The organism is Fredinandcohnia onubensis (assembly GCF_002734215.1).
In the GTDB taxonomy this organism is placed as follows: Bacteria; Bacillota; Bacilli; order Bacillales; family Bacillaceae_L; genus Ferdinandcohnia; species Ferdinandcohnia onubensis.
This window is the reverse complement of record NZ_NSEB01000019.1, coordinates 1-23936: the sequence shown is the minus strand read 5'-3', so window position 1 is coordinate 23936 and position 23936 is coordinate 1. Positions and strand designations below refer to the sequence as shown.

General features: G+C 38.0%; 25 protein-coding genes. 15 read left to right on the top strand and 10 right to left on the bottom strand.

From position 1 onward, the window contains the following. Window positions 1-28 precede the first annotated feature (28 nt). The 3 genes from CKK03_RS20245 to CKK03_RS20235 form a co-directional block, all read right to left on the bottom strand. Window positions 29-886, bottom strand: coding sequence for a ClpXP adapter SpxH family protein (locus CKK03_RS20245; RefSeq protein ID WP_099364330.1), 858 nt, complete (start codon window positions 884-886; stop codon window positions 29-31). Window positions 887-1065: 179 nt separating this feature from the next. Further along, complete coding sequence (locus tag CKK03_RS20240) at window positions 1066-1680, bottom strand: lytic transglycosylase domain-containing protein (protein WP_099364329.1); 615 nt, start codon at window positions 1678-1680, stop codon at window positions 1066-1068. Further along, window positions 1677-2276, bottom strand: a complete 600-nt coding sequence (locus CKK03_RS20235) for a CYTH domain-containing protein (RefSeq protein ID WP_099364328.1) — start codon at window positions 2274-2276, stop codon at window positions 1677-1679. The genes CKK03_RS20240 and CKK03_RS20235 overlap by 4 nt, the downstream gene beginning before the upstream one ends. A 146-nt stretch (window positions 2277-2422) precedes the next feature. Here CKK03_RS20235 and CKK03_RS20230 point away from each other — a divergent pair, with 146 nt between their 5' ends. Genes CKK03_RS20230 through CKK03_RS20215 form a run of 4 tightly spaced genes read left to right on the top strand, consistent with a single transcriptional unit; the run spans window position 2423 to window position 5196 of the window. Continuing rightward, complete coding sequence (locus CKK03_RS20230; protein WP_099364327.1) at window positions 2423-2791, top strand: UPF0738 family protein; 369 nt, start codon at window positions 2423-2425, stop codon at window positions 2789-2791. A 33-nt stretch (window positions 2792-2824) separates the two neighbouring features. Beyond that, window positions 2825-3466 (top strand): GTP diphosphokinase, encoded by a 642-nt coding sequence (yjbM, locus tag CKK03_RS20225; protein WP_099364326.1) that lies wholly within the window; start codon window positions 2825-2827, stop codon window positions 3464-3466. Between the two features lie 17 nt (window positions 3467-3483). Then, the gene (locus tag CKK03_RS20220) at window positions 3484-4278 is read left to right on the top strand and encodes an NAD kinase (RefSeq protein WP_099354188.1); all 795 of its coding nucleotides are present in this window, start codon (window positions 3484-3486) and stop codon (window positions 4276-4278) included. Window positions 4279-4296: 18 nt separating this feature from the next. Next, entirely contained in the window at window positions 4297-5196 is a 900-nt protein-coding gene (locus CKK03_RS20215) for an RluA family pseudouridine synthase (RefSeq protein WP_180271330.1), read from the top strand. 29 nt (window positions 5197-5225) lie between these two features. On the opposite strand, the gene prpE is transcribed toward CKK03_RS20215, so the two are convergent. Next, window positions 5226-5963 (bottom strand): bis(5'-nucleosyl)-tetraphosphatase PrpE, encoded by a 738-nt coding sequence (prpE, locus tag CKK03_RS20210; protein ID WP_099364324.1) that lies wholly within the window; start codon window positions 5961-5963, stop codon window positions 5226-5228. A gap of 137 nt (window positions 5964-6100) precedes the next feature. After that, the gene (locus CKK03_RS20205; RefSeq protein WP_099364323.1) at window positions 6101-7276 is read right to left on the bottom strand and encodes an FtsW/RodA/SpoVE family cell cycle protein; all 1176 of its coding nucleotides are present in this window, start codon (window positions 7274-7276) and stop codon (window positions 6101-6103) included. 250 nt (window positions 7277-7526) lie between these two features. Here CKK03_RS20205 and mgtE point away from each other — a divergent pair, with 250 nt between their 5' ends. Together mgtE and CKK03_RS20195 are read left to right on the top strand one after the other, a co-directional pair. Continuing rightward, window positions 7527-8906 carry a magnesium transporter gene (gene mgtE, locus CKK03_RS20200; RefSeq protein ID WP_099364322.1) on the top strand — a complete coding sequence of 460 codons (1380 nt, stop codon included), beginning with the start codon at window positions 7527-7529 and terminating at the stop codon, window positions 8904-8906. 34 nt (window positions 8907-8940) lie between these two features. Next, the gene (locus CKK03_RS20195; RefSeq protein WP_099364321.1) at window positions 8941-10788 is read left to right on the top strand and encodes a monovalent cation:proton antiporter family protein; all 1848 of its coding nucleotides are present in this window, start codon (window positions 8941-8943) and stop codon (window positions 10786-10788) included. Between the two features lie 110 nt (window positions 10789-10898). On the opposite strand, the gene fabI is transcribed toward CKK03_RS20195, so the two are convergent. Next, a complete protein-coding gene (gene fabI, locus CKK03_RS20190) occupies window positions 10899-11678 on the bottom strand; it encodes an enoyl-ACP reductase FabI (RefSeq protein WP_099364320.1) in 780 nt (259 codons plus the stop codon). A gap of 229 nt (window positions 11679-11907) precedes the next feature. Between fabI and CKK03_RS20185 the strand changes: the two genes are divergently transcribed. The 4 genes from CKK03_RS20185 (at window position 11908) to CKK03_RS20170 (ending at window position 15995) form a co-directional block, all read left to right on the top strand. Then, window positions 11908-12420 carry a DUF3231 family protein gene (locus tag CKK03_RS20185; protein ID WP_099364319.1) on the top strand — a complete coding sequence of 171 codons (513 nt, stop codon included), beginning with the start codon at window positions 11908-11910 and terminating at the stop codon, window positions 12418-12420. Window positions 12421-12597: 177 nt separating this feature from the next. After that, a complete protein-coding gene (locus CKK03_RS20180) occupies window positions 12598-13227 on the top strand; it encodes a LysE family transporter (protein WP_099364318.1) in 630 nt (209 codons plus the stop codon). A 182-nt stretch (window positions 13228-13409) separates the two neighbouring features. Then, window positions 13410-14642: a bacillibactin exporter BcbE gene (gene bcbE, locus CKK03_RS20175; protein WP_099364317.1), complete on the top strand. Its 1233-nt coding sequence runs from the start codon at window positions 13410-13412 to the stop codon at window positions 14640-14642. A gap of 6 nt (window positions 14643-14648) precedes the next feature. Continuing rightward, window positions 14649-15995: an amino acid permease gene (locus CKK03_RS20170; protein WP_099364316.1), complete on the top strand. Its 1347-nt coding sequence runs from the start codon at window positions 14649-14651 to the stop codon at window positions 15993-15995. Here the strand turns inward: CKK03_RS20170 and CKK03_RS20165 are convergent. After that, on the bottom strand, window positions 15992-16621 hold the full coding sequence (locus CKK03_RS20165) for a LysE family translocator (RefSeq protein ID WP_099364315.1): 630 nt from the start codon (window positions 16619-16621) through the stop codon (window positions 15992-15994). The genes CKK03_RS20170 and CKK03_RS20165 overlap by 4 nt on opposite strands. Window positions 16622-16709: 88 nt before the next feature. Here CKK03_RS20165 and CKK03_RS20160 point away from each other — a divergent pair, with 88 nt between their 5' ends. Further along, a complete protein-coding gene (locus CKK03_RS20160; RefSeq protein ID WP_099364314.1) occupies window positions 16710-16955 on the top strand; it encodes a hypothetical protein in 246 nt (81 codons plus the stop codon). A gap of 436 nt (window positions 16956-17391) precedes the next feature. On the opposite strand, the gene CKK03_RS20155 is transcribed toward CKK03_RS20160, so the two are convergent. Genes CKK03_RS20155 through CKK03_RS20145 form a run of 3 tightly spaced genes read right to left on the bottom strand, consistent with a single transcriptional unit; the run spans window position 17392 to window position 20631 of the window. Beyond that, window positions 17392-18402 (bottom strand): NAD-dependent epimerase, encoded by a 1011-nt coding sequence (locus CKK03_RS20155; RefSeq protein WP_099364313.1) that lies wholly within the window; start codon window positions 18400-18402, stop codon window positions 17392-17394. Window positions 18403-18409: 7 nt separating this feature from the next. Further along, window positions 18410-19570, bottom strand: a complete 1161-nt coding sequence (locus CKK03_RS20150; RefSeq protein WP_099364312.1) for a hypothetical protein — start codon at window positions 19568-19570, stop codon at window positions 18410-18412. Then, the gene (locus tag CKK03_RS20145; protein WP_099364311.1) at window positions 19567-20631 is read right to left on the bottom strand and encodes a glycosyltransferase; all 1065 of its coding nucleotides are present in this window, start codon (window positions 20629-20631) and stop codon (window positions 19567-19569) included. Before CKK03_RS20145 ends, CKK03_RS20150 begins: the two co-directional genes overlap by 4 nt. Window positions 20632-20922: 291 nt before the next feature. Here CKK03_RS20145 and CKK03_RS20140 point away from each other — a divergent pair, with 291 nt between their 5' ends. From CKK03_RS20140 to CKK03_RS20125, 4 genes are all read left to right on the top strand, one after another. Then, complete coding sequence (locus tag CKK03_RS20140; RefSeq protein ID WP_099364310.1) at window positions 20923-21750, top strand: UTP--glucose-1-phosphate uridylyltransferase; 828 nt, start codon at window positions 20923-20925, stop codon at window positions 21748-21750. 1 nt (window position 21751) lies between these two features. Continuing rightward, entirely contained in the window at window positions 21752-23029 is a 1278-nt protein-coding gene (locus CKK03_RS20135) for a UDP-glucose dehydrogenase family protein (protein WP_099364309.1), read from the top strand. 137 nt (window positions 23030-23166) lie between these two features. Next, window positions 23167-23520, top strand: a complete 354-nt coding sequence (locus CKK03_RS20130) for a DUF1360 domain-containing protein (RefSeq protein ID WP_099364308.1) — start codon at window positions 23167-23169, stop codon at window positions 23518-23520. A 112-nt stretch (window positions 23521-23632) separates the two neighbouring features. Then, window positions 23633-23878: a hypothetical protein gene (locus CKK03_RS20125; protein WP_099364307.1), complete on the top strand. Its 246-nt coding sequence runs from the start codon at window positions 23633-23635 to the stop codon at window positions 23876-23878. The last annotated feature ends 58 nt before the right edge of the window (window positions 23879-23936 follow it).

Here is a 23936-nt window from a genome sequence, read left to right as displayed (position 1 = left end):
CGGAGGTTAGTCACCTCCCCCTACTCGATTAGTCAATATATCTCCAGAACGTTCCGTATTTAACAGGAACTTGCTCTACTTTTTGCTTTAGTATAAGCTTTTTCATTTCCCGTTCAACCTCTGGTATAGGCAAGTCATATAAAACTGAAATTTCTTTTGAAGCTACAAATTTAAAGTACTTTAAGAATTCTTCCAATGGAGGTGCCGGAGTTGGTTCGATTTTTTCACCAAGCATATCGTAAATGATATGGACGTACATTTCATATGGATAACAGCCAGTAATTTTTAATCCTTCTTCCTCAATGTTTTCATTAAAGAAAACGAGAGTAGGGATTTCATCAACTTCCATTTCAGATGTGATCTTCAAATCACATTGAAATGCTTTGGCTGCACTTGATGAATGAAGGTCATTCATAAATTCATTTACATCAAGTCCGACTTCAGCTGCACAAGACATTAATACATCTATATCTGAAATATCACGTTTTTCAAGGAAGAGATTTTCCTGGAGTTTTCGTAAAAAACGGATTCCAGCTCTTTTACCTTGCAGCTCAGCCGCTTTAATCGCAATCGATACAGAATGTGGAGCTGAAATTGGATTTTCAAGCCATAAACTACCATCACAAGACATTCCTGACCTACTGGCAGTGCGCTCCCATACCTGAGCCAGGTCTGCAGGTTTATTTTTCTTTTGTATATTTAAGGAAGCAAGGCGGCCGCTTAAAATATGGCGAATTGTAAAATACTTTCCATATTCAATTGTTAGCTTTTTTAAAATGGGCTCTAGTGCCCAACAATCAGGACACAATGGATCAATAAACATATAGATCTCTAATGGACGATTGCTAGATGTTTGATTGAAGCCCACATTTTCAGAATGTTTCAAGACCTTACCCCTTTCTACTCGTAAGGAGTTTCTATCATATGTTGAGTGTACTAACATTTTATCAATGGATGAGATTTAACTCAAACAAAGCGCACTTTTGGTCGAATGAAATTTATGGAATTAGTGTTAAAATCGCTTATAAAAGAAAAGTTCTCCTATTTAGTCCAGGAGAACAATGTTTATCCGATATAGGTTTCTGTTACTTTTCTAACATAGTTTTGTGTTTCTTTAAAAGGTGGAATTCCACCATACTTATCGACATTGCCTGGTCCTGCATTATAGGCAGCAAGGGCAAGTGAAACATCTCCATTGTAACGGTCTAGCATACTTCGGAGGTACTTTGTGCCCCCTTCAATATTTTGCGCAGGATCAGTTAGGTTTGTTACCCCTAAACCTCTCGCTGTTGCGGGCATTAATTGCATGAGACCAGTAGCTCCTGCATGGCTTTTCGCATTTGGATTAAAATTAGACTCTTGCTTGATTACAGAACTGATTAACCGGGCATCCACATTGTATTTTTGTGCAGCATTCTGAATCATTTCATCAAAAGTGTTCGGAACTGACATAGGCTCAGCGCCCGAAATTGTAAGTGGCAGATAATGATTATTGATAGTTAAAGATGAAGGATTAACCTTCGAACGTATAGTTTCAATTGTTGAACTAGAAGTATTAGACATGAGCTGTAACAGCATGTCCTTAAATAACGAACCATCACTACTTGTTGTCGGTGTATCAGATGTCGATACGTTACGCAAAGCCTGGAGCTCCATCAATACTTTAAAATCTATTTTCAAGTGAGTTCCTCTCCTAGTAGAATTTGTTTTTTTCGATTATAAAACCTAAGAATTTTATTGTCTGTTTTCCGAATAGGGATCTTGTATTGTTGTAGTAACTCTTTAAACACTACTTTTCCGCTAACTTCATCCGTTACTTCATATTCTACCTCGAAATCAATTTGGTTTAAATAGTAACTCTTATCCAGCACAAGTAAACCATTTTTATATTCGACTTCTGCTCGTTTTGTTTTTAGAGAGCCAAAAAAACGAACATCCGAGGTTTCGATTGATAATCCTTTTAAAATTGATATAACTTCACCTTCAATGATATTTCCACCATTAAGCATTTGCTCGGCTTCTTCCTTACTTAGTACCTGATGCGTCTCAAGTAAACCGCGTTTAACGGGCTGTTTTAATGTAAGAGTATATATTCCATTCTTTTCACGAATACGGAGGGCAGCCCCCACATCCTTTAAAGAAAACTTAGGTGTGTCAAAATAAAAGTTTTCTTGGATTACTTTTTTGTCCTCACTAATTGAGAACGCAGACAGCAATCGACGGTATTCATCTTCTTCTAGAATATTTTTAAACTCAATTTCAAGCTCTTGTGACATAATTTCAATCTGTCCTTTGTTTTCGTTTTTTTTATTATATCATTATGTTGTATCTTTTTTAGGATTTGGTTAGCAATTCTTTAAAGAATGGTTGTACATATGATAAAATAAGTGTGGATTTTGAAAAGAGAAAAAGGAGCTTACTGATGCAAAAACGTATTGAAATTAGTGAAATGAACACCTCTAACCACCAATTAGAGCTAATTGCAGTAAAACCAAATTTTGACACAGCCGGTTTGCAGGCTAGTGGACAAATGCTTGTGGATTCTGACTCATTAGCATTTATCTACAAACTGGAAAATGAAAAAGAATTTATATATGTGAGCTTGCCGTCCTCTTTATGGCCATCACTTAAAAATGTTATTTCTGAAAAACAAAAAGTTATTTTACACCTTGAAGAGAACGAACTCGAACTTATCGACATCATCCCTGAATTGGAATACCTGTTACAAAACATTGAAGGTAACACCAACTATGGAAATGAAATGGTCGAGCTTGTTGAAAAAACATTTTGATTGTTATAGCTTAGACAAACAGGGGGGGCTATTATGAGTAAAGACTGGGATCTTTTTTTGGCTCCATATAAGCAAGCTGTTGATGAGCTAAAGGTTAAGCTAAAAGGAATGAGAACTCAATTCGAAATGCAAGGTACCCATTCCCCAATAGAGTTTGTAACAGGAAGAGTAAAGCCAATCCCTAGTATTTTAGATAAAGCTGCTAAGAAAAATATATCACTCAATCATATCGAAGAAGAAATGCAAGACATTGCAGGCCTAAGAATGATGTGCCAATTTGTAGACGATATAAAAAGGGTCGTTGAAATATTAAAGATGCGGAATGATTTCGAAATCATTGAAGAGCGAGACTATATCTCCAAAAAGAAAGATAGTGGTTATCGATCCTACCATCTTGTGATCAAATATCCGGTACAAACGATTAATGGAGAAAAGAAGATCCTTGTAGAAATACAAGTACGCACACTTGCTATGAACTTTTGGGCAACCATCGAACACTCCTTAAATTACAAATATAAGGGCAGATTCCCGCAAGAAATTGAGAATCGTTTACAACGTGCTGCCGAGGCTGCTTTTCAGCTTGATGAGGAAATGTCTAAAATCCGTGGCGAAATTCAAGAAGCTCAAGTTATTTTTTCAAGAAAAGCTGAAGGTAATGATGTTGAAAAATCATAATAGATAGGGTGTAAAATATGAAATTTGCTGTAACTTCGAGAGGTGACTCGAACTCGAATACATTAATGCATAAAATTAAAACGTATTTAATGGACTTCGGGCTCACTTACGATGAGGACCAACCAGATATTGTTGTTACTGTCGGAGGAGATGGAACACTATTATATGCCTTTCACCGTTACCGCAGTCGTTTAGATAAAACAGCATTTGTAGGTATACACACAGGGCATCTTGGATTCTATGCCGACTGGGTTCCGGAAGAGATTGAAAAACTCGTGATTGCTATTGCAAAAACTCCTTATCAAGTGGTTGAATATCCATTACTTGAAGTATATATTCGCTATATTAATGGGGGAAGAGAGTCTAGATATCTTGCATTGAATGAGTGTACGGTGAAAAGTGTGGAAGGCTCACTCGTAATGGACTTGGAAATCAAGGGTCAGCTTTTTGAAACATTCCGTGGGGATGGGTTGTGTATTTCCACACCTTCTGGAAGCACTGCGTATAATAAAGCACTCGGTGGTGCTATATTACATCCGGCTATCGAGGCAATTCAGGTAGCAGAAATGGCTTCGATTAATAATCGGGTGTTCCGGACAGTGGGTTCACCATTGATTTTACCAAATCACCATACGATTGTGATGAAACCTGTGAATGACGTGGATTTTCACATCACGATTGACCATTTAACCCTTTTACACAAGGATGTTAAATCCATTCAATGCCGTGTAGCTCCGGAAAAAGTACGTTTCGCACGCTTCCGACCTTTCCCATTCTGGAAAAGAGTGCGTGATTCGTTTATTTCGGATTGATGAAAGGAAAAAAGGATTGTGGCGCAATTTACATTAGAATGGAAAATCTCATCACGGGATACGGGAAAATTAATTAGAGAGTTTTTAAAAGAGCAGCAGATTTCGAAAACAGCACTTACAGATATTAAGTTTGCTGGCGGCGGTATCTTTATTAATGATGCTTCAGTTACAGTTCGCCATCTTTTAATGGAGGGTGAGGTCTTGAAGGTCGTATTCCCGCCTGAGGAGCCGAGCATGGAATTACTTCCTAAAAATCTACCATTACAGATTGTGTATGAGGACCCTTATGTATTGGTGGTGAACAAACCTCCCCATCAGCAATCAATCCCATCGCGGGAAAGCCGGGAAGACAGTTTAGCCAATGCATTATTGTTCTATTATAATTCTACAGGTCTTAATGCGACCGTTCATTTGGTTAATCGCCTTGATCGAGATACTTCAGGTTTATTATTAGTTGCTAAACATCGCCATATTCATCATCTATTGTCTGAGCAACAGAAAGCTGGAAGATTGAAAAGGGCATATGAAGCGATCGTACACGGGATATTGGAAGTGGGTTCTGGAACGATTGATGCCCCAATCGGCAGGAAGGACGATAGTATTATTGAGCGCCAAGTGCGGGAGGATGGACAAAGGGCGGTTACTCATTTTCGAGTTATTCAAGAGCTTGGTGAGTGGACGCATGTGTGGTTGCAGCTAGAGACGGGACGTACCCATCAGATCCGCGTCCATCTATCTCATATTGGTCATCCGATTGTAGGAGATGATCTGTATGGGGGGGAGAAAGTGGAAATAAGTAGGCAAGCACTCCATTGCCGAGAACTTTCATTTTGGCATCCAATGGATAAAAAAGAGTTAGTCTTTCGAGCAGAACTACCCGAAGATATGAAAAAATTATTGGAAAAAGCGACCTTGTGAGAGGTCGCTTTTTTGTGTGGTGAAGGATGCTATCCAAACTCCCGGAACTTTTCCTCAACAAGAGGCATTGTAGAAGGCACAGATACAGTCTCCATTTCAGGATATCTTAATGCAGTTAAACTACCCCCAAACACGCAACCGGTATCGATGTTTAATGTATGATTCACCCTTCTCGGTTCTCTCACTGGTGTATGACCATAGACTATCCAAGATGACCCCTTATAATGCTTAGCCCAATCGCGTCTTTCTGGGGTTCCATCAGGGTTTTTCTTTCCCGTAATATCGCCATATAACACAAAGGTTTTTACTTTTTTATCATTGCGGCCGATGTAATCCTCACGAATTCCAGCGTGAGCTATGACTAGCTTTCCCTCATCTAACCTCTTGTACAAGGGGGCGGCATCGTACAATTCAATAAACTGATTACGGATTGACTCTTGTTCCTTTTTGGACAATGCCTCGTATTCTGCAACCGTTGTTTCCAAGCCATGTGTGGTTTGAACCTTATTCCCAATAAAAAAGCGATACAGTTTATTGCAGTGGTTGCCCGGCACGTAGTATGCCTTCTTCGCTTGGACGACAAGCTGATACACTGTTTCAATCACCTTTAATGACTCTGGACCACGATCTGTTAAGTCACCGACAAAGGCTAATTTACGGTCATTATGTAGTGGAATCCCGCTTTCCCAGGAATAACCTAGCTTTGTTGTTAATTCTTCAAACTCCCGAAAGCATCCATGTATGTCACCAATAACATCAATTTTCATCCTAAAGCACCTTCCTAAATGCGTCTTTAGCACTTTTGTGCCAAATAAATTAGATTCACAAGTTATGAAAATAAAAAAATCACGCCACTCTCACTATTATAAGAAAAATGGCGTGATTTTATTTCATTATGTTAAAGTTAATCAAACATGAACTTCTTTGTTCTAGAACGAACATTTAATACAATCCCGATTGCAATCATATAGGTTGCAAGGGAACTACCCCCGTAACTAATGAAAGGCAATGGAAGACCTGTGATTGGGAGAATTCCAACTGTCATTCCAATGTTTTGGAATACTTGGAAGGTGATCATTCCAATTACACCTGCACATAGATAACTGCCGAATGGGTCATGACTTTCTAATGCAATATGAATCATTCGATAGATTAATAAGAAGAATAAAGAAATAATAATACTTGTTCCAACAAATCCGAATTGCTCTGCCACTACAGCGAAAATAAAATCGGTGTGACCTTCTGGGATTGTAACCTCAGATTCCTGGAATCCTTTGCCGTTCAATTGCCCAGAACCGATCGCGAGCAAGGAGCGAACTAATTGGTGCCCCTCATTTCCAGCAGTTTCAAAAGGAGCAAGCCAACCATAAAATCGACTCATCTGATAATCTTGTATAATATATTTAAAGAAAAAGTCAGGAAATTTGAAGTATAGAAAAACGCCAACAGAAACTGTAAAAACAGCTGTAAAAACGGCTGCGAAAATAATTCTCCATTTAATGCCGGCGACAAGGATCATCGTTGCGATGATTGACATAAAGACCATGGTCATTCCCATATCCGGCTGTTTCACTAAGAATGCGATAGGTGGTGCAGCTGCTAATAAAATCTTACCGATAAGAAGTAAATCATCTCTAACTGTATTTATCGGGTAGTTCTCCCGGTGGTCAACAATGATTTTACTTAACACTATAATTAAGATGATCTTCATTAATTCTGAAGGCTGGAAATTCCCTAGTCCAGGAAAGGAATACCAGCTTGTTGCTCCTTTGATTGTAGTAGCAAATGGGACACTAATATATTTTTCTAAAAATAGACCTAATAATAAAAACATCCCGAATCCATATAAATACCAGGAAATCATTTTAAATCGATCAAAATCGATCACCATTGTTCCAATAATCGCGACAATTCCTATTACATACCATTGTAGTTGTTGTGCAGCGAAATTGATATTTTTAAGTTTTTCCGGTAAAAAGGGCTGTGCACTTTGGATTGCAATGGCACTAACGATAGCCATTAGAAATAAAATAAACAACAATGTATAATCAATTTTTTGTGGAGTATTTTCTTTATTCATGGATAAAAAAATCCTTTCTAATCTGGCACGAGTTTTATATTATAGAAAACAGGGTATAATTCAATATCCACTTTATCATAAATAGCCAATTTTATCTTAGCTTATTTTTGATTGATTGCAAATCTTTACATAGCACGTCACTAAATAAAAAATGATATACATATAACCTCAAAAAGTAAATGGTCGTATGTTACATTTCTGAAAATGTATGTAAATTTTTTGTTTTTCCAGTTGTAAGGGGGGGAACTACATGTTACAACAAGAGGTAAATGAAAAAGAGCAGCAGCAATTAGAAAATGAACAATTGCTTACAGCTCTTGAAAATGAGAATATTGACCAGTTCCGGACCGTATTTTTAGATATACACCCATATGAAAGAGCAAAATTCTACGCGAAATTACCAAAAGATGCTAGAATGCACGTATATCTTTTTTTGTCTCCATCGGAAATGGCGGAGGTTTTTGAAAACCTTGAAATAGATGAGAATGAATATGAAGAGCTTCTATCTGAGATGGATCCAACCTTTGTTGCAGATATGCTTTCTCAAATGTATGCGGACGATGCTGTTGACGTTTTAAATGAATTAGATAAAGAGCAGGTCGCAAGCTACTTAACAATTATGGATGATGAAGCTGCAGGGGAAATTAAACAACTCCTTCATTATGAGGAATACACTGCCGGTAGTATCATGACTACCGAATTTATCGCGATACATGCCAATCAAACGGTTAAATCAGCGATGTATATTTTGAAAAAGGAAGCTCCTCGTGCTGAAACGATTTACTATATTTATGTGATAGATGAGGAAAAACACCTTGTAGGAGTTATTTCTATTCGGGATCTACTTGTAACTGATGATGACACAATGATTAGTGAAATTATGAATGACCGAGTTGTCTCCGTGTCTGTTAGTGAAGATCAGGAAGAAGTTGCACGGAGGATGAAAGACTATAATTTCTTAGCTGTTCCGGTAATTGACTTTCAAAACCATTTATTGGGGATAATTACAGTAGATGATATTATCGATGTTATGGATGAAGAAGCATCTGATGATTACTCAAAACTTGCGGGGATATCAGATGTTGATTCAGCAGATAAAAACATTTTCACATCAGCTAAAAAGAGATTGCCATGGCTCATTATCTTATCTTTTCTAGGAATGCTAACTGCAAGCCTAATTGGGCGATTTGAAGCAACACTTGATCAGGTTGCAATATTAGCTGTCTTCATTCCGTTAATTGCCGGAATGGCAGGTAATACCGGAACACAAGCCTTGGCTGTTGCTGTCCGGAGAATAGCGATTGGTGAAGATGAGGAAGAAAATAAATGGCTATTAATCATGAGAGAAGCCGGTACAGGAGTAATAACGGGTGCTGTTTGTGGAACGGTAATAATGTTTGTTGTTTATTTTTGGAAAGGTGATTTCTTTCTTGGACTATTAGTTGGATTTTCGATTTTAATTACATTGATAGTCGCGACTCTTGCAGGTGCACTTGTACCATTACTTATGCATCGGTTGAAGGTTGACCCGGCGGTTGCGTCAGGGCCTTTTATCACCACAATCAATGATATTATAAGTATTTTAATTTATTTTGGGTTAGCAACATTCTTTATGGGTTATTTAGTTTAATAATAAAATCATCTTATTTATAAGGGGGTAAAATATGGAACATGGTGCTTCATTAACATCGTTAGTTATCGTGATGGTGGTGGCCTTTTTGACACCACTGTTATTACATAGGTTTAAGCTGCGGGCAATTCCTGTCGTTGTAGCTGAAATTATCATGGGGATTATTATTGGAAAAAGTGGTTTCGATGTGGTCGAACCTGATATGTGGCTTGAAACATTATCAACACTAGGATTTATCTTTTTAATGTTTTTAAGTGGAGTTGAAATAGATTTTACTGCTTTTGCAGGAGGGAAGAAGCGACAAAAGCTTCCTAATGGCAAAAAGGCTCCACATACTTTCTTGGTTTCCGTAATTGTTTTTGCTGGAATTTTTATTCTATCACTACTATTATCATATATATTTGTGTGGACTGGGTTTACGGATAATGCATTTTTAATGACATTGATCATTTCCACTATCTCTTTAGGTGTTGTTGTACCAACTCTGAAGGATGCCCAAATCATGAAAACGAATATAGGTCAGATCATTTTATTAATCGCGGTTGTGGCTGACCTCGTCACAATGATTTTACTTGCTGTTTTTGCTTCGATTTATGGTGGCGGAGAAAGCAATATGTGGCTACTATTAATCTTGTTCGGTGCAGGTGTACTCCTCTACTTTGTTGGAAAAAGATTCCAAAATCGTTCCTTCCTAGAAACGATGTCAAAGGGAACAATCCAAATTGGAACAAGAGCCATTTTTGCGCTAATTATGATTTTAGTTGCTCTTTCTGAGACAATTGGTGCTGAAAATATTTTGGGAGCATTTTTAGCGGGTGTATTAGTATCATTGTTATCTCCTAACCATGAAATGGTGCAAAAGCTTGATTCATTTGGTTATGGATTTTTAATTCCAATCTTTTTCGTAATGATTGGGGTCGAACTTGATTTATGGGCACTCTTCCAAGATCCGAAGATTCTATTGCTCATTCCCTTGTTATTTATAGCATTAGTCATTTCAAAAATGCTTCCGATTCTCTATATTAAGCGATGGTATGATTGGAGAACGACGATTGGAGCAGGTGCGTTATTAACATCAACGTTATCTCTTGTTATTGCTGCTGCAACGGTTGGTGAGAAGATGGGAATCATTGATGATAGAATGTCGGGTGCTTTAATCTTGGTTGCGGTAATTGCAAGTATTGTTTCACCTATTGGGTTTAAAAAGCTTTTTCCAAAGCAAGTGGTCGAAGAACCAGTTATCCGTATTGCATTTATTGGTGCAAACCAGATGACTTTACCAGTAACGCGGGAATTAAATTCGAAACTATATGATACGACTCTTTATCATACTGTGCAGGATAAAATAGATAAAAGACACTCTGATTCAGTGTTTGATATCGTTGAACTATCCGATTATTCGATAGACACACTCAAAAATTCCGATGTGTTTGATGTGGATATTTTAGTGATAACGTCGGGATCTGATGCAATGAATGCCGAAATTGCAAAATTCGCGAAGGAAAATGGAGTAGACCGTGTAATTGCAAGAATTGAATCAGGCGAGCTTGGTGATGAGCTAAAAGACCTTAATATCGATGTCTTCTCATTACTAATGTCTACCAATACATTACTCCGTGCGTTAATTGAGGCGCCTAGTATCATGACAATCTTGACGAATCAGGAGCAGTCATTATATCAGATTGAAATGAACAATAGTCTTTATGATGGCACAATGCTACGGAATTTCCCGTTTACTGGGGATGTAATCTTTGTTCGAATTTTTAGAGGCAAAGACTCAATCGTTCCACATGGTGATACAGAACTTCAGCTTGGGGATCGTCTAATCGTAACAGGCTCGAGGGAGTATGTTGATGAGTTAAGAGTGGATTTAGAATTCTAAAGGAAAGAGGGCGAACCAAAATTTTGGCTCGCCCTCGTTTTTATTGTCTGGCCCTAGGCGCTATCGGCTCGATTCATAAGCCAATGTGCGAGCGCCTTACGCACTTCTTATTAACCTACAATATTATATCCTGAATCTACATAAATGACTTCACCCGTTACCCCACGTGAAAGGTTACTTAACATAGCGATGGACATGTTTCCAACATCTTCTTTTGTAACGTTTCTCTTTAGTGGAGCTTTTTCTTCAATCATTTTCATAATATCATTGAAGCCTGGTACTCCTTTGGCAGCTAATGTTCTAATTGGACCAGCTGAAATTGCGTTGACTCTGATCCCATCTTTTCCAAGGTCAAATGTAAGGTATCTTACACACGCTTCAAGTGCAGCTTTTGCAACTCCCATTACATTATATCCTGGCAAAGCACGTACAGCACCTAAGTAGGACATCGTTATGATTGAAGCATCTTCTGCTAAATATGGTCGTGCTGCTTTTGCTGCAGCTACTAAAGAATATGCACTTGTATCTTGTGCAAATGCATATCCATCACGGGATGTCTCGATAAAATCACCTTTTAAGTCATCTGCGTTTGCAAATGCAACAGAGTGAACTAATCCATGAATGGTTCCTACTTTTTCACCAATTTCATTAAACGCTTGCGTGATGCTTTCGTCACTGTTCACATCGCATCTAACAATCATTTCTGCGGGATAATTGTATTTCTCTAATAATTTTTCAAGCTTTTCACGAGAACGATCTAGACGGTATGTATATATTACTTTTGCTCCAGCTTTATATAGGGATTCTGCAACGCCCCAAGCAATACTTCTTTCATTGGCTACACCCATTACAACAATATTTTTACCTTCTAATTGAATTAAATCTTCCATAGTTACCTCCATAACAGCATTAAGAATGTTATTTCTTTATTTATTATACCTAGTTTTAGTATCTGATACTAATCATATCATTTTTTAGTAATTAACCCAAGAGTAGTGTAAATGTAAATTTAAAAAAGGTCATAAATAAATTGTAAGGTGATGGATAAGCTAACTATGTGCTTAACAAAGGAGTGCACATTACATGGATAAAATCTCAACTATTTTAAGGAGGGCAACAATGGGAATCTTAAGTGGAAATCCAAAAGAAGAGCCTTTACATTACGGCGAGGTTTTTGATCTTTGGTCTTCAGTACTAACTGGAAATGCGATGATTTCAGGTTATCAAACCTTGATTAACCATGCTGGGGATGATGATCTGAAAAAAATATTGGCTGAAGCTATCAATCTTGGCAAGCAGGAAACGAAACAGGTGGAGGAATTATTGAAAGAAAATGGTATTGGATTACCACCAGCCTCACCAGAGCCACCTGAAGCTTGTTTAGAAGACATTCCTGTAGGTGCAAGAGTACCGGACCCTGCAATTGCTGCTACACTTTCAGCGGATATTGCTGCAAGTTTAGTACTATGTAGTCAGGTAATTGGTAAATCAATTAGAGAAGATGTTGCGATGATGTTTGGCCAATTCCATAATCAGAAAGCTGTATTAGGTGCGAAAGTACTTCGATTAAATAAAGAAAAAGGCTGGCTAATTCCGCCACCGTTACATCTCCATAAACAAGGAGATTGTTAATTTTATTAGGCAAGAATAAAAATGACGAGCAGAGTGATTCATATGAATAGCTCTGCTTATTTATATAAACTGGAAGCCTCATTGTTTTAGGTCTATTTAAATAAATTTTTGGACATGTATTCCTACTGCTTGTCATAAAATTTACAAGTCGACCTAAAGCATATAGAGGTGATGTATTTGAGTGTTGGTATTTTAATAAGTTACATAATTTTAGGCTTTACATTAGCAGCTCCAATCGGGCCTGTAAATTCTGCACGTTTAGACAAAGGAATCAAGAATGGGTTCTGGCATGCTTGGATTGTGGGTTTAGGTTCGATGATGGCAGATGGAGTTTTTATGTTAATGGTTTATTTGGGAATGGTTCAATTTTTAGATATTCCGATTGTACAGATATTCCTTTGGTTATTTGGAGGATTTATTCTTATTTATTCTGGATTTGAGAGCATTAAAAATGCAAATACGATTTCCCTAACATACCAACGAACAAAGGACTCATTATTAAAGTGTTTTCTGACCGGTTTTATCTTATCGATTTCAAGCCCGCTCTCCATTCTGTTTTGGTTGGGGATTTATGGGTCCGTGTTAGCGAAAACAGCTCAAACAAATGGAACAGAGTTACTGTTGATTTATAGCAGTATGATCTTCCTTGGGCTTACTTTTTGGGACATCCTGGTTGCGGCCCTTACCACTGGTTTTAGAAAGTTGTTAAATGTAAAAACCCTAATTGCAATCTCCGTTATTTCAGGGGCATCCTTGATTCTATTTGGCGTTTATTTTAGTTATCAAGGAATTAAAGCACTGATTTAATGTAAATTTATATTTGTTAACCGGCTGAGATGGGACAAAACCTAATATGAAATTTGATTATAAACCCACTTGTTAGTGGGTTTTTTTACCTAGCGTTCAATTAGCCATTATGCATAGTAAGAGGTGTTTATGGATAGGTTAATCTTAATATAAATATTAGAATTCCGAAGGAGATAGGAGAAATGCAAAAAGCGGAGAAATGGGGAGTGCTCTCACTAGCATCCATCCCATTAGTCATGACCTTAGGTAATTCTATGCTTATTCCCATTTTACCGATTATGGAAAAAGAAATTGGTATTACATCCTTTCAATCAAGTTTAATCATAACGATCTATTCAATTGTAGCTATCATCTTAATCCCAATCGCAGGTTTTCTTTCTGATCGAATCGGAAGGAAAAAAGTCATTATTCCAAGTTTAATAATTGCAGGGATAGGGGGATTAATTTCTGGACTAGCTTCGTGGTTATTTGAAAGTCCATATATGATTATTTTAATCGGCCGGTTTTTACAAGGCGTTGGAGCCGCTGGTGCTTCCCCCATTGTTTTACCACTAGTAGGTGATATGTGCAAAAGTGAGAAAGATGTGAATACAGGACTAGGATTGATTGAAACATCAAACACGTTTGGAAAGGTACTAAGTCCAATTTTAGGTGCGATCCTTGCAGCTTTTATTTGGTATATGCCTTTTTTTGCTTTTCCCATTTTTTGCTTGATTTCAATTCTTTTGATTCAGTTTCTTGTACAAACTCCAAAGAATAATGAAGTGGATACCTCAAGCTTCTCTTTTTTTCTAAAGAAAATTAAGCGCACACTTAAGGAAGAGGGACGATGGCTGATTTCCATTTTTATCGTAGGCGCAATTTGTTTTTATATTCTTTTTGGGATGCTCTTCTTCTTATCGTCGATTTTGGAGGACAAGTACGGAATTGATGGAATTATAAAAGGTCTCATCCTTGCAATTCCACTCGGTGCACTATGTCTATCTTCATTTATCACTGGAAAGAAGCTTGGTGATGATAAAAATACAATCAAATGGATTATTTTTTCGGGGATTTTTGCTGCTACTGTAGCCGTTTTTGGAATTTGTTACACGGAGAATCTGTACATTTTCATAGCTGCCCTTGTCATTTGCGGGATTGGTATCGGAGTCGCTCTTCCAAGCTTGGATGCACTCATTACGAATGGCACTGAAAAAGACGAAAGAGGTACCATTACCTCTATTTACAGTAGTGCTCGATTTATTGGAGTTGCGGTCGGTCCCCCTGTTTTTGCCATTTTAATGAAGCTTTCACATGATATCTTGTTTTTCTCGGTAGCTGGCATTTCGGCTGTAGCAACCGTTCTTGTTTTATTTTTTATTAAACCGCCCAAGCGGGTTCGAACAGATTCTTTATTCCAAAAGGTAAAGAGGTAGGGGAATATGGCTAAAGGAAAAAGTGAGAAAAAAATTAAATGGTGGCAGCTTTCCCTTTTTGGGGTTGGCTGTACAATAGGCACAGGATTTTTTCTAGGGTCCAGCATTGCGATTCGAACAGCTGGACCCTCTGTGTTGATTCTATTTATTATTGCTGCAATTGGAACTTATTTTGTCTATGATGGATTGGCTAAACTTACTGCAAAAAAGGCTGAAAAAGGGGCGTTTCGTACTTATGCAAAACAAGCATTCGGAAGATGGGCTGGCTTTAGTATAGGTTGGATTTACTGGAGTGCCGAAATGCTAATCATGGGAAGTCAGCTTACTGCATTGTCTATTTTCACTAAGTTTTGGTTCCCTGGTACCCCTTTATGGGTCTTTGCTGCAATCTATGGTGTGTTAGGTTTAGCTGTATTGTTGATCGGTACAAGTGGGATTAACAAATTAGAGAATGTCTTTGCTCTCATCAAAATCTCGGCAATTCTTATGTTCATTGTAATTGCGGTATTGGCAGTAACAGGTGCTATCGATGGAACGAGGGATCCTCAACTGCCTCCTGAATATTTTCCGAAAGGAATAATGGGGCTCTGGTCCGCCTTGATTTTTGCGTTTTATGCATTCGGTGGGATTGAAGTAATGGGGTTAATGGCAACCCAGCTAAAGGACAAGAGTGAAGCACCAAAGGCTGGAAAGATGATGCTTCTTCTTCTAACCAGCATTTATTTGGCTTCCGTTGGACTTGCTGTGATGCTCGTGTCGTGGAAGGTCTTTACAGGTGAAGAAAGTACATTTGTAGTCGCACTAGATAACTACAATATCCCATTGATTGCTGATATTTTTAATGGGGCCTTGATTATTGGAGGATTCTCCACAATGGTTGCTGCTCTATATGGGGTAACGAGTATTTTAGTGAACTTGTCAGAAGATGGAGATGCCCCAAAGATCTTCTCAAAAAAAGGTAAATTAAAGGTGCCATTACCTGCCTTTATTTTAACAGCATCAGGCCTACTTACTTCAATTATTTTTTCGCTTTTAATGCCTGATAGTATTTACGAATATGTAACGACTGGAGCAGGGCTCATGCTCTTATACAATTGGTTATTTATCCTTCTGTCTGCAAATCGACTATTGAAGCCTGGATTTGTTGGGAAAATGAAATATTATCTTGGCGTGCTATTTATTTTACTTGCGGTTAGTGGAACATTGTTTAGTAAAGAAATTCGTCCAGGCTTTTTTATTAGTCTCGGGTTTATCGTGATTATCTTTATAGTTGCTTTTATTAAAAACAAAGGTAGTAAAAAGAAAGAGTCCAAGGGCATGGACACTTTATTTGAAAAACTTCAAAAAACTTAGTGACTTAGTAAAAGTTTTATACCCTGAAAACCAAAATAGATACCAAAGCCCATGAGAGATAGCCCGGATACAATGGAAATGAGTGCTAATAGACGTGAGGTTAAGATCCTCCGAAAACCACTCGATACTGTTGCCATTGTTATATCCCATAGCAGTAGTCCGCAAAAAATGGCTGCACTATAGAGGATCAGTTCGCTGTTGGCTGAAGTGGAAGCTGTTTTGGCCAATACAGAGCCATAAATCCCTAACCAGAATAAAATAGTGAGCGGGTTTGTAATCGACATGATAAACCCAGAGAAAAAGGCTTTTAAAGCAGGTTCCTGGTTTCTGGAATTCTCCATCTTTATTTGTCCGGCACTTAACATGCTTTCAATACCTGTATAAAGCAATACAAAACAACCAAAAAGCCAAAGAAACGTTTGGATAAATGGGGTATTGATGAAGGATACAAGACCTAAGTAAACAATTAGCATATATACTCCATCAGCGAGTACTGCACCAACTCCAACGAGCCAGGCGTGGAGGAAGCCGTATTTTATACCTCTGTCTAATTGTGCAGCATTAACGGGACCAATGGGTGCTGCAAGGCTGAGACCTAATAGAACATAACTGAAAAGAACGCCCATTTTATTTACACCTCTTAAAAAGACTTGTCTTAGGAATTGTATTCAAGAGGGAGAGCTTGTATCACTTTTTTTAAAGGAGATGACGAAATTGGATAATCTATTGAATCAACTTGTACAGTCTGTTGATGAAGCCGAGCATGCCGTAATTGAGTCACAAGGAAATGGTGATAGGGAGCGATTCCAGCATGCTCAAAACTTGGTAATGCACGCGAAGGAACAATTGCGAGAAGTAGAAAATTCAGGCGTAACGGAAGACCTGGCGTATGTACGCGCAAAAGCACTGCTTCGTAGGCTAGAAGAAACACAGCGTGCAATCGAAGCGACGACTAAGTAGGTTGAGGTTTAAAACTCTTGAGGCTACAGTAGGCGATAATCTAACTTGGTTTGAAGGGATTTTAACCTAGAATCGATTTTGCGTTGGATGAAAGGGAAAACCTTGGCACAAACTTGCAGTTTTCCTCATCAGAGCTTTGATGAAGGGGAAAACCGCGGTACAAACTTGCAGTATTCCTCTTCATAGCTTTGATGAAGGGGAAAACCACGGCCCAAATATCAGTTTATCCTCTTCATGGCTTTGATGAAGGGGAAAACCGGGGCACAAACGTCATTTTATCCTCTTCATAAACTTGATGACGGGGAAATGATCTTCCCAAACATTGAGTTATCCTCTTCATAGCCTTGATGACGGGGATATCTCCAGCATTAACTCCCTAATATCTCCTCATAAAAAGACCGTCTCCCAAGGGAGGCGGTCCGCATACTATATTTAACTATTTCCACCTATAATACTCCTTAAACCATTTTACAAACTCTGTGAGTCCTTCTTCGATTGAGGTTTTTGGCTGAAACCCGATGGCCTCATATAGATCAGTGATGTCTGCGTAGGTTTCTTTTACATCACCAAGTTGCATGGGATAGAGCTGAAGAATGGCTTGTTTTCCAATTGTTTCTTCTAATGTTCGGATGAAGTTAATTAAGGTGACCGGGCTGTTGTTGCCGATATTGTAGATTTTGTATGGAGCATGGCTCGAGCTTGGATCAGGGATCAAGGGATCCCATTTTGTATTATTGACGGGTGGGTGATCAAGCAAACCAATAATCCCTTCCACGATATCATCAATATACGTAAAGTCTCTACGCATATCCCCATTATTAAATACCTTAATCGGTTTGCCTTCCAAAATACTTCTTGTAAATGAATAGTATGCCATATCAGGTCGGCCCCATGGACCATACACGGTAAAGAAACGAAGTCCAGTGGTTGGAATTTGAAACAGGTGACTATACGTATGCGCCATTAGTTCATTGGATTTTTTCGTTGCGGCATATAAGCTTACAGGATGGTCGACATTATCCTTTGTTGAAAAAGGAATATTCGAATTTGCACCATATACAGAGCTTGATGAGGCAAATAACAAATGATCCACCGGATAATGGCGACAAGCCTCTAAGATATTTAAGAAGCCAACTAGGTTTGAATGGATATAGGAATAGGGATTGTATAGGCTATAGCGAACCCCTGCTTGAGCAGCAAGATTAATGACGATATTGATTTTTTCTTTATTGAATACATCATGCAATTTTTCTGATTCAGCTAAATCGATTTGATAAAATGTGAAATTATTATTATCTTTTAATAAAGATAATCTGTCTCTTTTTAGACGGACATCATAATACTTATTGAGATTATCTATCCCTAATACATGATAACCTTTAGATAGTAGGCGTTTTGAAACATGGAAACCAACGAAGCCTGCTGCACCAGTTACTAAAATACTCATGCTATGTTCAACCTTCCTCGGTTAACGAAATAGGTGTTTTGGTCCATTCATCATACGTTTTCGGATCAAGACTTTTAACCTGATTTAAAAATGATTCAAAAAATCCTCTTTCACGTAAGTCTTTAAATAATTCGAGTGGCCTACTTTGTTCACGAGTGAACGAATACACATGGTCCACCATTTTGAAGCCATTTTTCGTGATAATGATATGGCGCAATGGAGTATCGATTTGTTTAAATCCTTCTTTCTTCATCGTTTTTAGGATATCGAGAAGTTGCCTTGTGACCTCTTCTGGAAGTTTAGATTGTTTTTTCAGATAGGTGTTTAAATCAGGACCAGATAAATATTCCATCACGACGTAATTTTTCTTTGCCTCATGCACTTTTGGAATGAAGGATAGATGCTGACAAGATAATAAAACCTCTTGTTCTTGTTTAGCATGTGGAAGTTTCCTGTATACCTTGACACAACTGTCCTCCGATAATCGATACACTGCACCCTGATGTCCTTTCCCAATGAGTAATTGCGAGAGGGAGCTATCCACCTTTACACTGCTACCTTTGTCTGGCATAACGAGCATTTTCTTAATACTTATCTTTTTATTGAAAAAGCGGTCCCATTCCTCATAAGTATCTGGTTCTAGCTTTTGGACCTGCATGAGAAAGGAATCCTTTAAGAGTAGAAGTTTTAAATCCCGTATTAGCTTGATCGGAACGGGGTGGATTCGTTTAAAAGCATTAACATGGTCTACTACCTTCAATTCATTGTTTACAATGAAAATATGTCGAAGTGGTGCGTCTACCATCGTAAACTTTGCCTTTTTAAATTCTTTCAACAAGTGTAGTAGTTTTCGAGTGATGTCTTCTGGCATGTACATACTTCCAAGTAGGTACTCTTTTAAAGTTGGGCCATTTAAATATTCCATGACAATATAATTTTTTCCAGTATCATATACATTTGGCATAAAGGGATTTTTTTTCGAAGCCCTGAGAGCTTCTTGTTCCATCTTCGCCTGAAGTGGATCCGCATAAATTTTCACACATTTCTCATCGGAAAGTTTAAATACGGCACCTTGTGATCCTTTTCCAATAAGGGGATAGGCAGTCGGATTATTAATTTCTAGTAATTTTTCACCCTTCGTTACGGTAATTGAAGTGAAGTCTTTCATTTCTTCCCTCCTAACAGTTCATCATAAAATTGAGCCTGCTGCTTTAATTGAGCAGATAACTCGAAGTTTTGTTCTACCTTTTGTCTTGCTGCGGTAGCGAATGGAAGCCATAATGACTGGTTCATTAGCATGTGTTCAAGTGCAAGAGCAAGTTCATCAATACTGTTCTCAGCCACTAAAAAGCCTTCCTCATTATGAGTAACTAGTTCTGGGATCCCTGCATGAGTTGTTGAGATGACAGGTAAACCAGTTGCCATTGCTTCTTTTACGGTATTTGGAATTCCTTCAACGTCTCCATTTGATGCTGTGAGACTTGCTGCACAGAAGAGGTCAGCCTGTTTCATATGCTCAAATACTTGAGATTTAGGTAAATGTTGAAGCAATCGAAATGAATCTCCCAGATTCAGTTGGGTTGCTAAATTTTTGAGAGAATCCTCCATTGGCCCTCGACCGATAAGTGTCAATGTTGCACGCGGGAATTTTCCGCGGATTCTTGCAAAAGCTTGAATTAAGACATGATGTCCCTTCTTTTCTACTAATCTTCCGATGGAAAGTATATTTTGAGTTTCTCTAATCTCAGGTGGCCTATATTGAAATTGATTTAGGTCTACGCCTCCATATAATACTCGGACTTTTTCGGGGGGGCATCCCCAATCTATAATTTGTTGTGCTAGATAGTTGCATACAGGGAAAAAAAGCTCCGTTTGTTCAAACAACATTTTCATATGATCTAAATAGGTGAAGTGTTGATCCGCTAAGGTACCATCTCGCCCTCTTATACTGGTGACCATAGGGAGGCCAGTTTGTTCTTTAAAGGGAAGTAATAAAATCCCCAATTGTCCATGGTGGGCATGGATTAGCGATGCTTTTTGTTTCTTTACAAAATTTTTAGGTGAGACTATTTCATTTAAATAGTGGACCTTATCATTTAGTAGGGACATATCTACCATGTATTTAGGTTGACGTACTAGATGAATATAATCATATCCAGGAATATTCCGTATTTGTGGAATGTATTGGGTAGGGTCTACACGTAGGTTTAAATGGATTGCAGTAGGCAAATCTATCGACTCCTTCCTTTGTAGTAGTCTTTTCAATTACTCTATGCATGAAATTCAATAGTAGATTGGACAAAACTCCTAAAAAGAGATTATTTTATATAGCTATAGTTAGGCAGTGAAAGAAGAAACAAAAGTGGACAAGATTGATTTTTATACGAATTAACGAAAGAAAAACGGCCAAGTTCAGACTAATGCATTTTTCTCATTTACTCGCCCTTTCTAATGTGGACAACTTCCTCTAAGACAGCTCGTGAATAAATTGAATAATAAGAGAAGGGGGGAGACAACTAAATGATTAAAAAGGCTATTATTCCTGCAGCAGGGTTTGGTACACGAGGATTACCAATGACGAAGGTACTACCTAAAGAAATGCTCCCTATCGGAGGGCGCCCGGCAATTGATTACATTGTCGAGGAAGCTGTAAAAGCAGGTATTGAGCAAATCCTCATGATTGTCTCACGTACTAAAAATTTAATTGTGGATTATTATGATCGATCCCTAGAACTTGAAGCATTTTTAGAACAACAAAATAAAAAACATCTCCTCAATACTTTGCAACTCCCGAAAGTGAAAATTTATTATACGAGACAGTTCTACCCAAAAGGGTTAGGTCATGCCGTCTCATTAGCAAAGGATTTTATTGGTAATGAGCCATTTGCCATTTTGCTTCCAGATGAAATCTACCTTTCTAACAATCAAAACCCATTAGAGGAGTTAATAGACTCTTATAATGAATACGGGAAAAATGTGATCGCCTTACAACAGGTTGATGAAGCGCAATTGAAAAGTTATGGAGTTATTCAGGTGGAGAAAAAGGAAAAAGACCGACTCTATAAAATTTCTGATATTGTTGAAAAACCGAAAAACAATCCACCCTCAAACCTTGCTGTAACAGGAAGATATATTTTGAAGCCGGACATCTTTTCATGCTTAGAACAAACACAGCCTGGTGTTGGTTCAGAGGTTCAGTTAACGGATGCAATCAAGCTCATGCTTCAGTCAGAGCCAGCCTATGGAATTGAGGTTGCAAGTGAGCGTTTTGATATTGCAAAGGAAGCTGAATATATAAGGCTTGTTCAAAAAATATACACATTACAACAAGGAATTGAGGAGGAGTAAAGTGAATGTTTTAGTCATTGGAACAGGATATGTAGGAACTACCACAGGCCTCGTGTTATGTGAAAAGGGACACAAGGTAACCGGGCTAGATATTGATGAAAAAAAAGTAAAGGCATTATCTGATGGTAGGCTTCATTTTTATGAGCAAGGCTTACCGGAATTATTAATGAAACATCTTTCACAAAAGAATATTTTGTTCACAACGGATGCAAAAAAAGCAATCCAAGAAAATGATTATATTTTTATATGTGTGGGTACTCCAAAAAACGAAGATGGTAGTGCAAATCTTAGTGCAGTCTATTCTGTGGCAAAGATGATTGGAACCCATATGAACAAGTACAAAGTAGTGATTAATAAAAGTACAGTTCCAGTAGGAACAGCTAGTAAGGTTAAAGCTGTGATTGAAGCAGAAAACGGGGATATTCCTTTTGATGTTGTGTCGAATCCTGAATTTTTAAGAGAAGGTTCAGCACTTTATGATGCCCTTCATCCTGATCGAGTGGTAATTGGCAGTTCCGGTTATAAGGCGCTTGAGATGATGAAACAATTATATGCAGGTGAAACAGCCCCCATTATCGAAACAACCCCAAATGCTGCAGAACTTATCAAATATGCTTCGAATTCCTTTCTTGCTTTAAAAATTTCCTTTATTAATCAGCTTGCAAGGCTATGTGACATCATGGGAGTGGATATTGATGAAATATCGAGAGGAATTGGGCTCGACCATAGGATAGGACCACATTTCCTGAAAGCTGGAATTGGATATGGGGGTTCATGCTTTCCTAAAGATGTAAGCGCATTGATCACCATTGCTAAAGAACAAGGGATGAATTTATCGATTTTGGAAGAGGTAGAGTCCATTAACAAAACACAGCCATTTTATTTTTTGGAGAAAGTTGATGAGAAAATAGGTGGATTGAAGAATAAAAGCATTGCTGTACTAGGCATAGCCTTTAAGCCAGGGACAGATGATACAAGGGAATCACCTAGTTTAGTCATACTTGATGAGCTTGTAAGTAAAGGATGTGCTGTTAAGGTACATGATCCGATTGTGACACTCTCAAACCCTAGTGTGGAGCAATGTAAGGATGTATTTGAGACAGTAGACGGAGTGGATGCCGTATTATTGATTACAGATTGGGAGGAGTATACGCAGTTAGATTGGAAGAAGGTGAAAAAAGCTGTAAAACAGCCATTCGTCTTCGATGGAAGAAATGTTCTAATTAAACAAGAACTTGAAAACCTTGGATTCCATTATGAAGGAATCGGAAAATCATAGTCCGTCATACAAAATTGGTCATCATGTAAAACCCGTGATGACCATATTTTATTTATAGGGGTCCGACGAGCGCTAATCACCTTTTACCCCCCAGGAAATTAACGGTTTTACCAATGGTGTTTTCCTAAAAAGGAGGAGTGATTTTGTCTGTTTTTGAATTCATTTTACTAGGCTTAGCTAGTTTTCGCCTTACAAGGCTATTGGTGTTTGATAAAATTACAGAATTTATTCGTAGTCCTTTTCATGAGGTAATTGAAGAGGAACTACCAGATGGGACAATAGATGAATATATAAAGCTTAAAGGGACTGGAGTAAGAAGATGGATTGGTGAACTATTAAGCTGTTATTGGTGTACAGGAATTTGGTCAACAGCATTCCTTTATCTTCTATATGAATTTTATTTACCCCTTTCTGAACCGCTTATTTTTATTTTCGCAATCGCAGGCCTTGCATCCATCATTGAAACCTGTGTTACGAGACTATTAAATTAGGGTTTTCGTTTACTAGGTAAAATACACAATTTCCCATAAATAAACTCATGTCCATACAATTTATAGACTTATTCCATATAGTAGGAATTAGGAACAATAAAGAGGTGAGAATATGGGGAAAAATGGTTCATTTAAAAACAATGACAATCAGAGCCAGGTGGAACGCTCAAACCAAGACGGTTTAAACCAAGAACCGTCAAACAGAGAAAATATATTTAGCGTGAATGCACCAGGTGGTGTATCCATTCAAGTTTTGGGTATGGATATAAAGATGAGTGATTTGGACATTACAATTGGACCTGATGCAAACATTAGCGATATTCAAAGTATTTTCGATCAACTTAGTAGAAGAGGATAATTCGAACGAATGTCCTCAGCTTTATTAACGAGGCTGGGACAAAACCTACCTCTTAGAT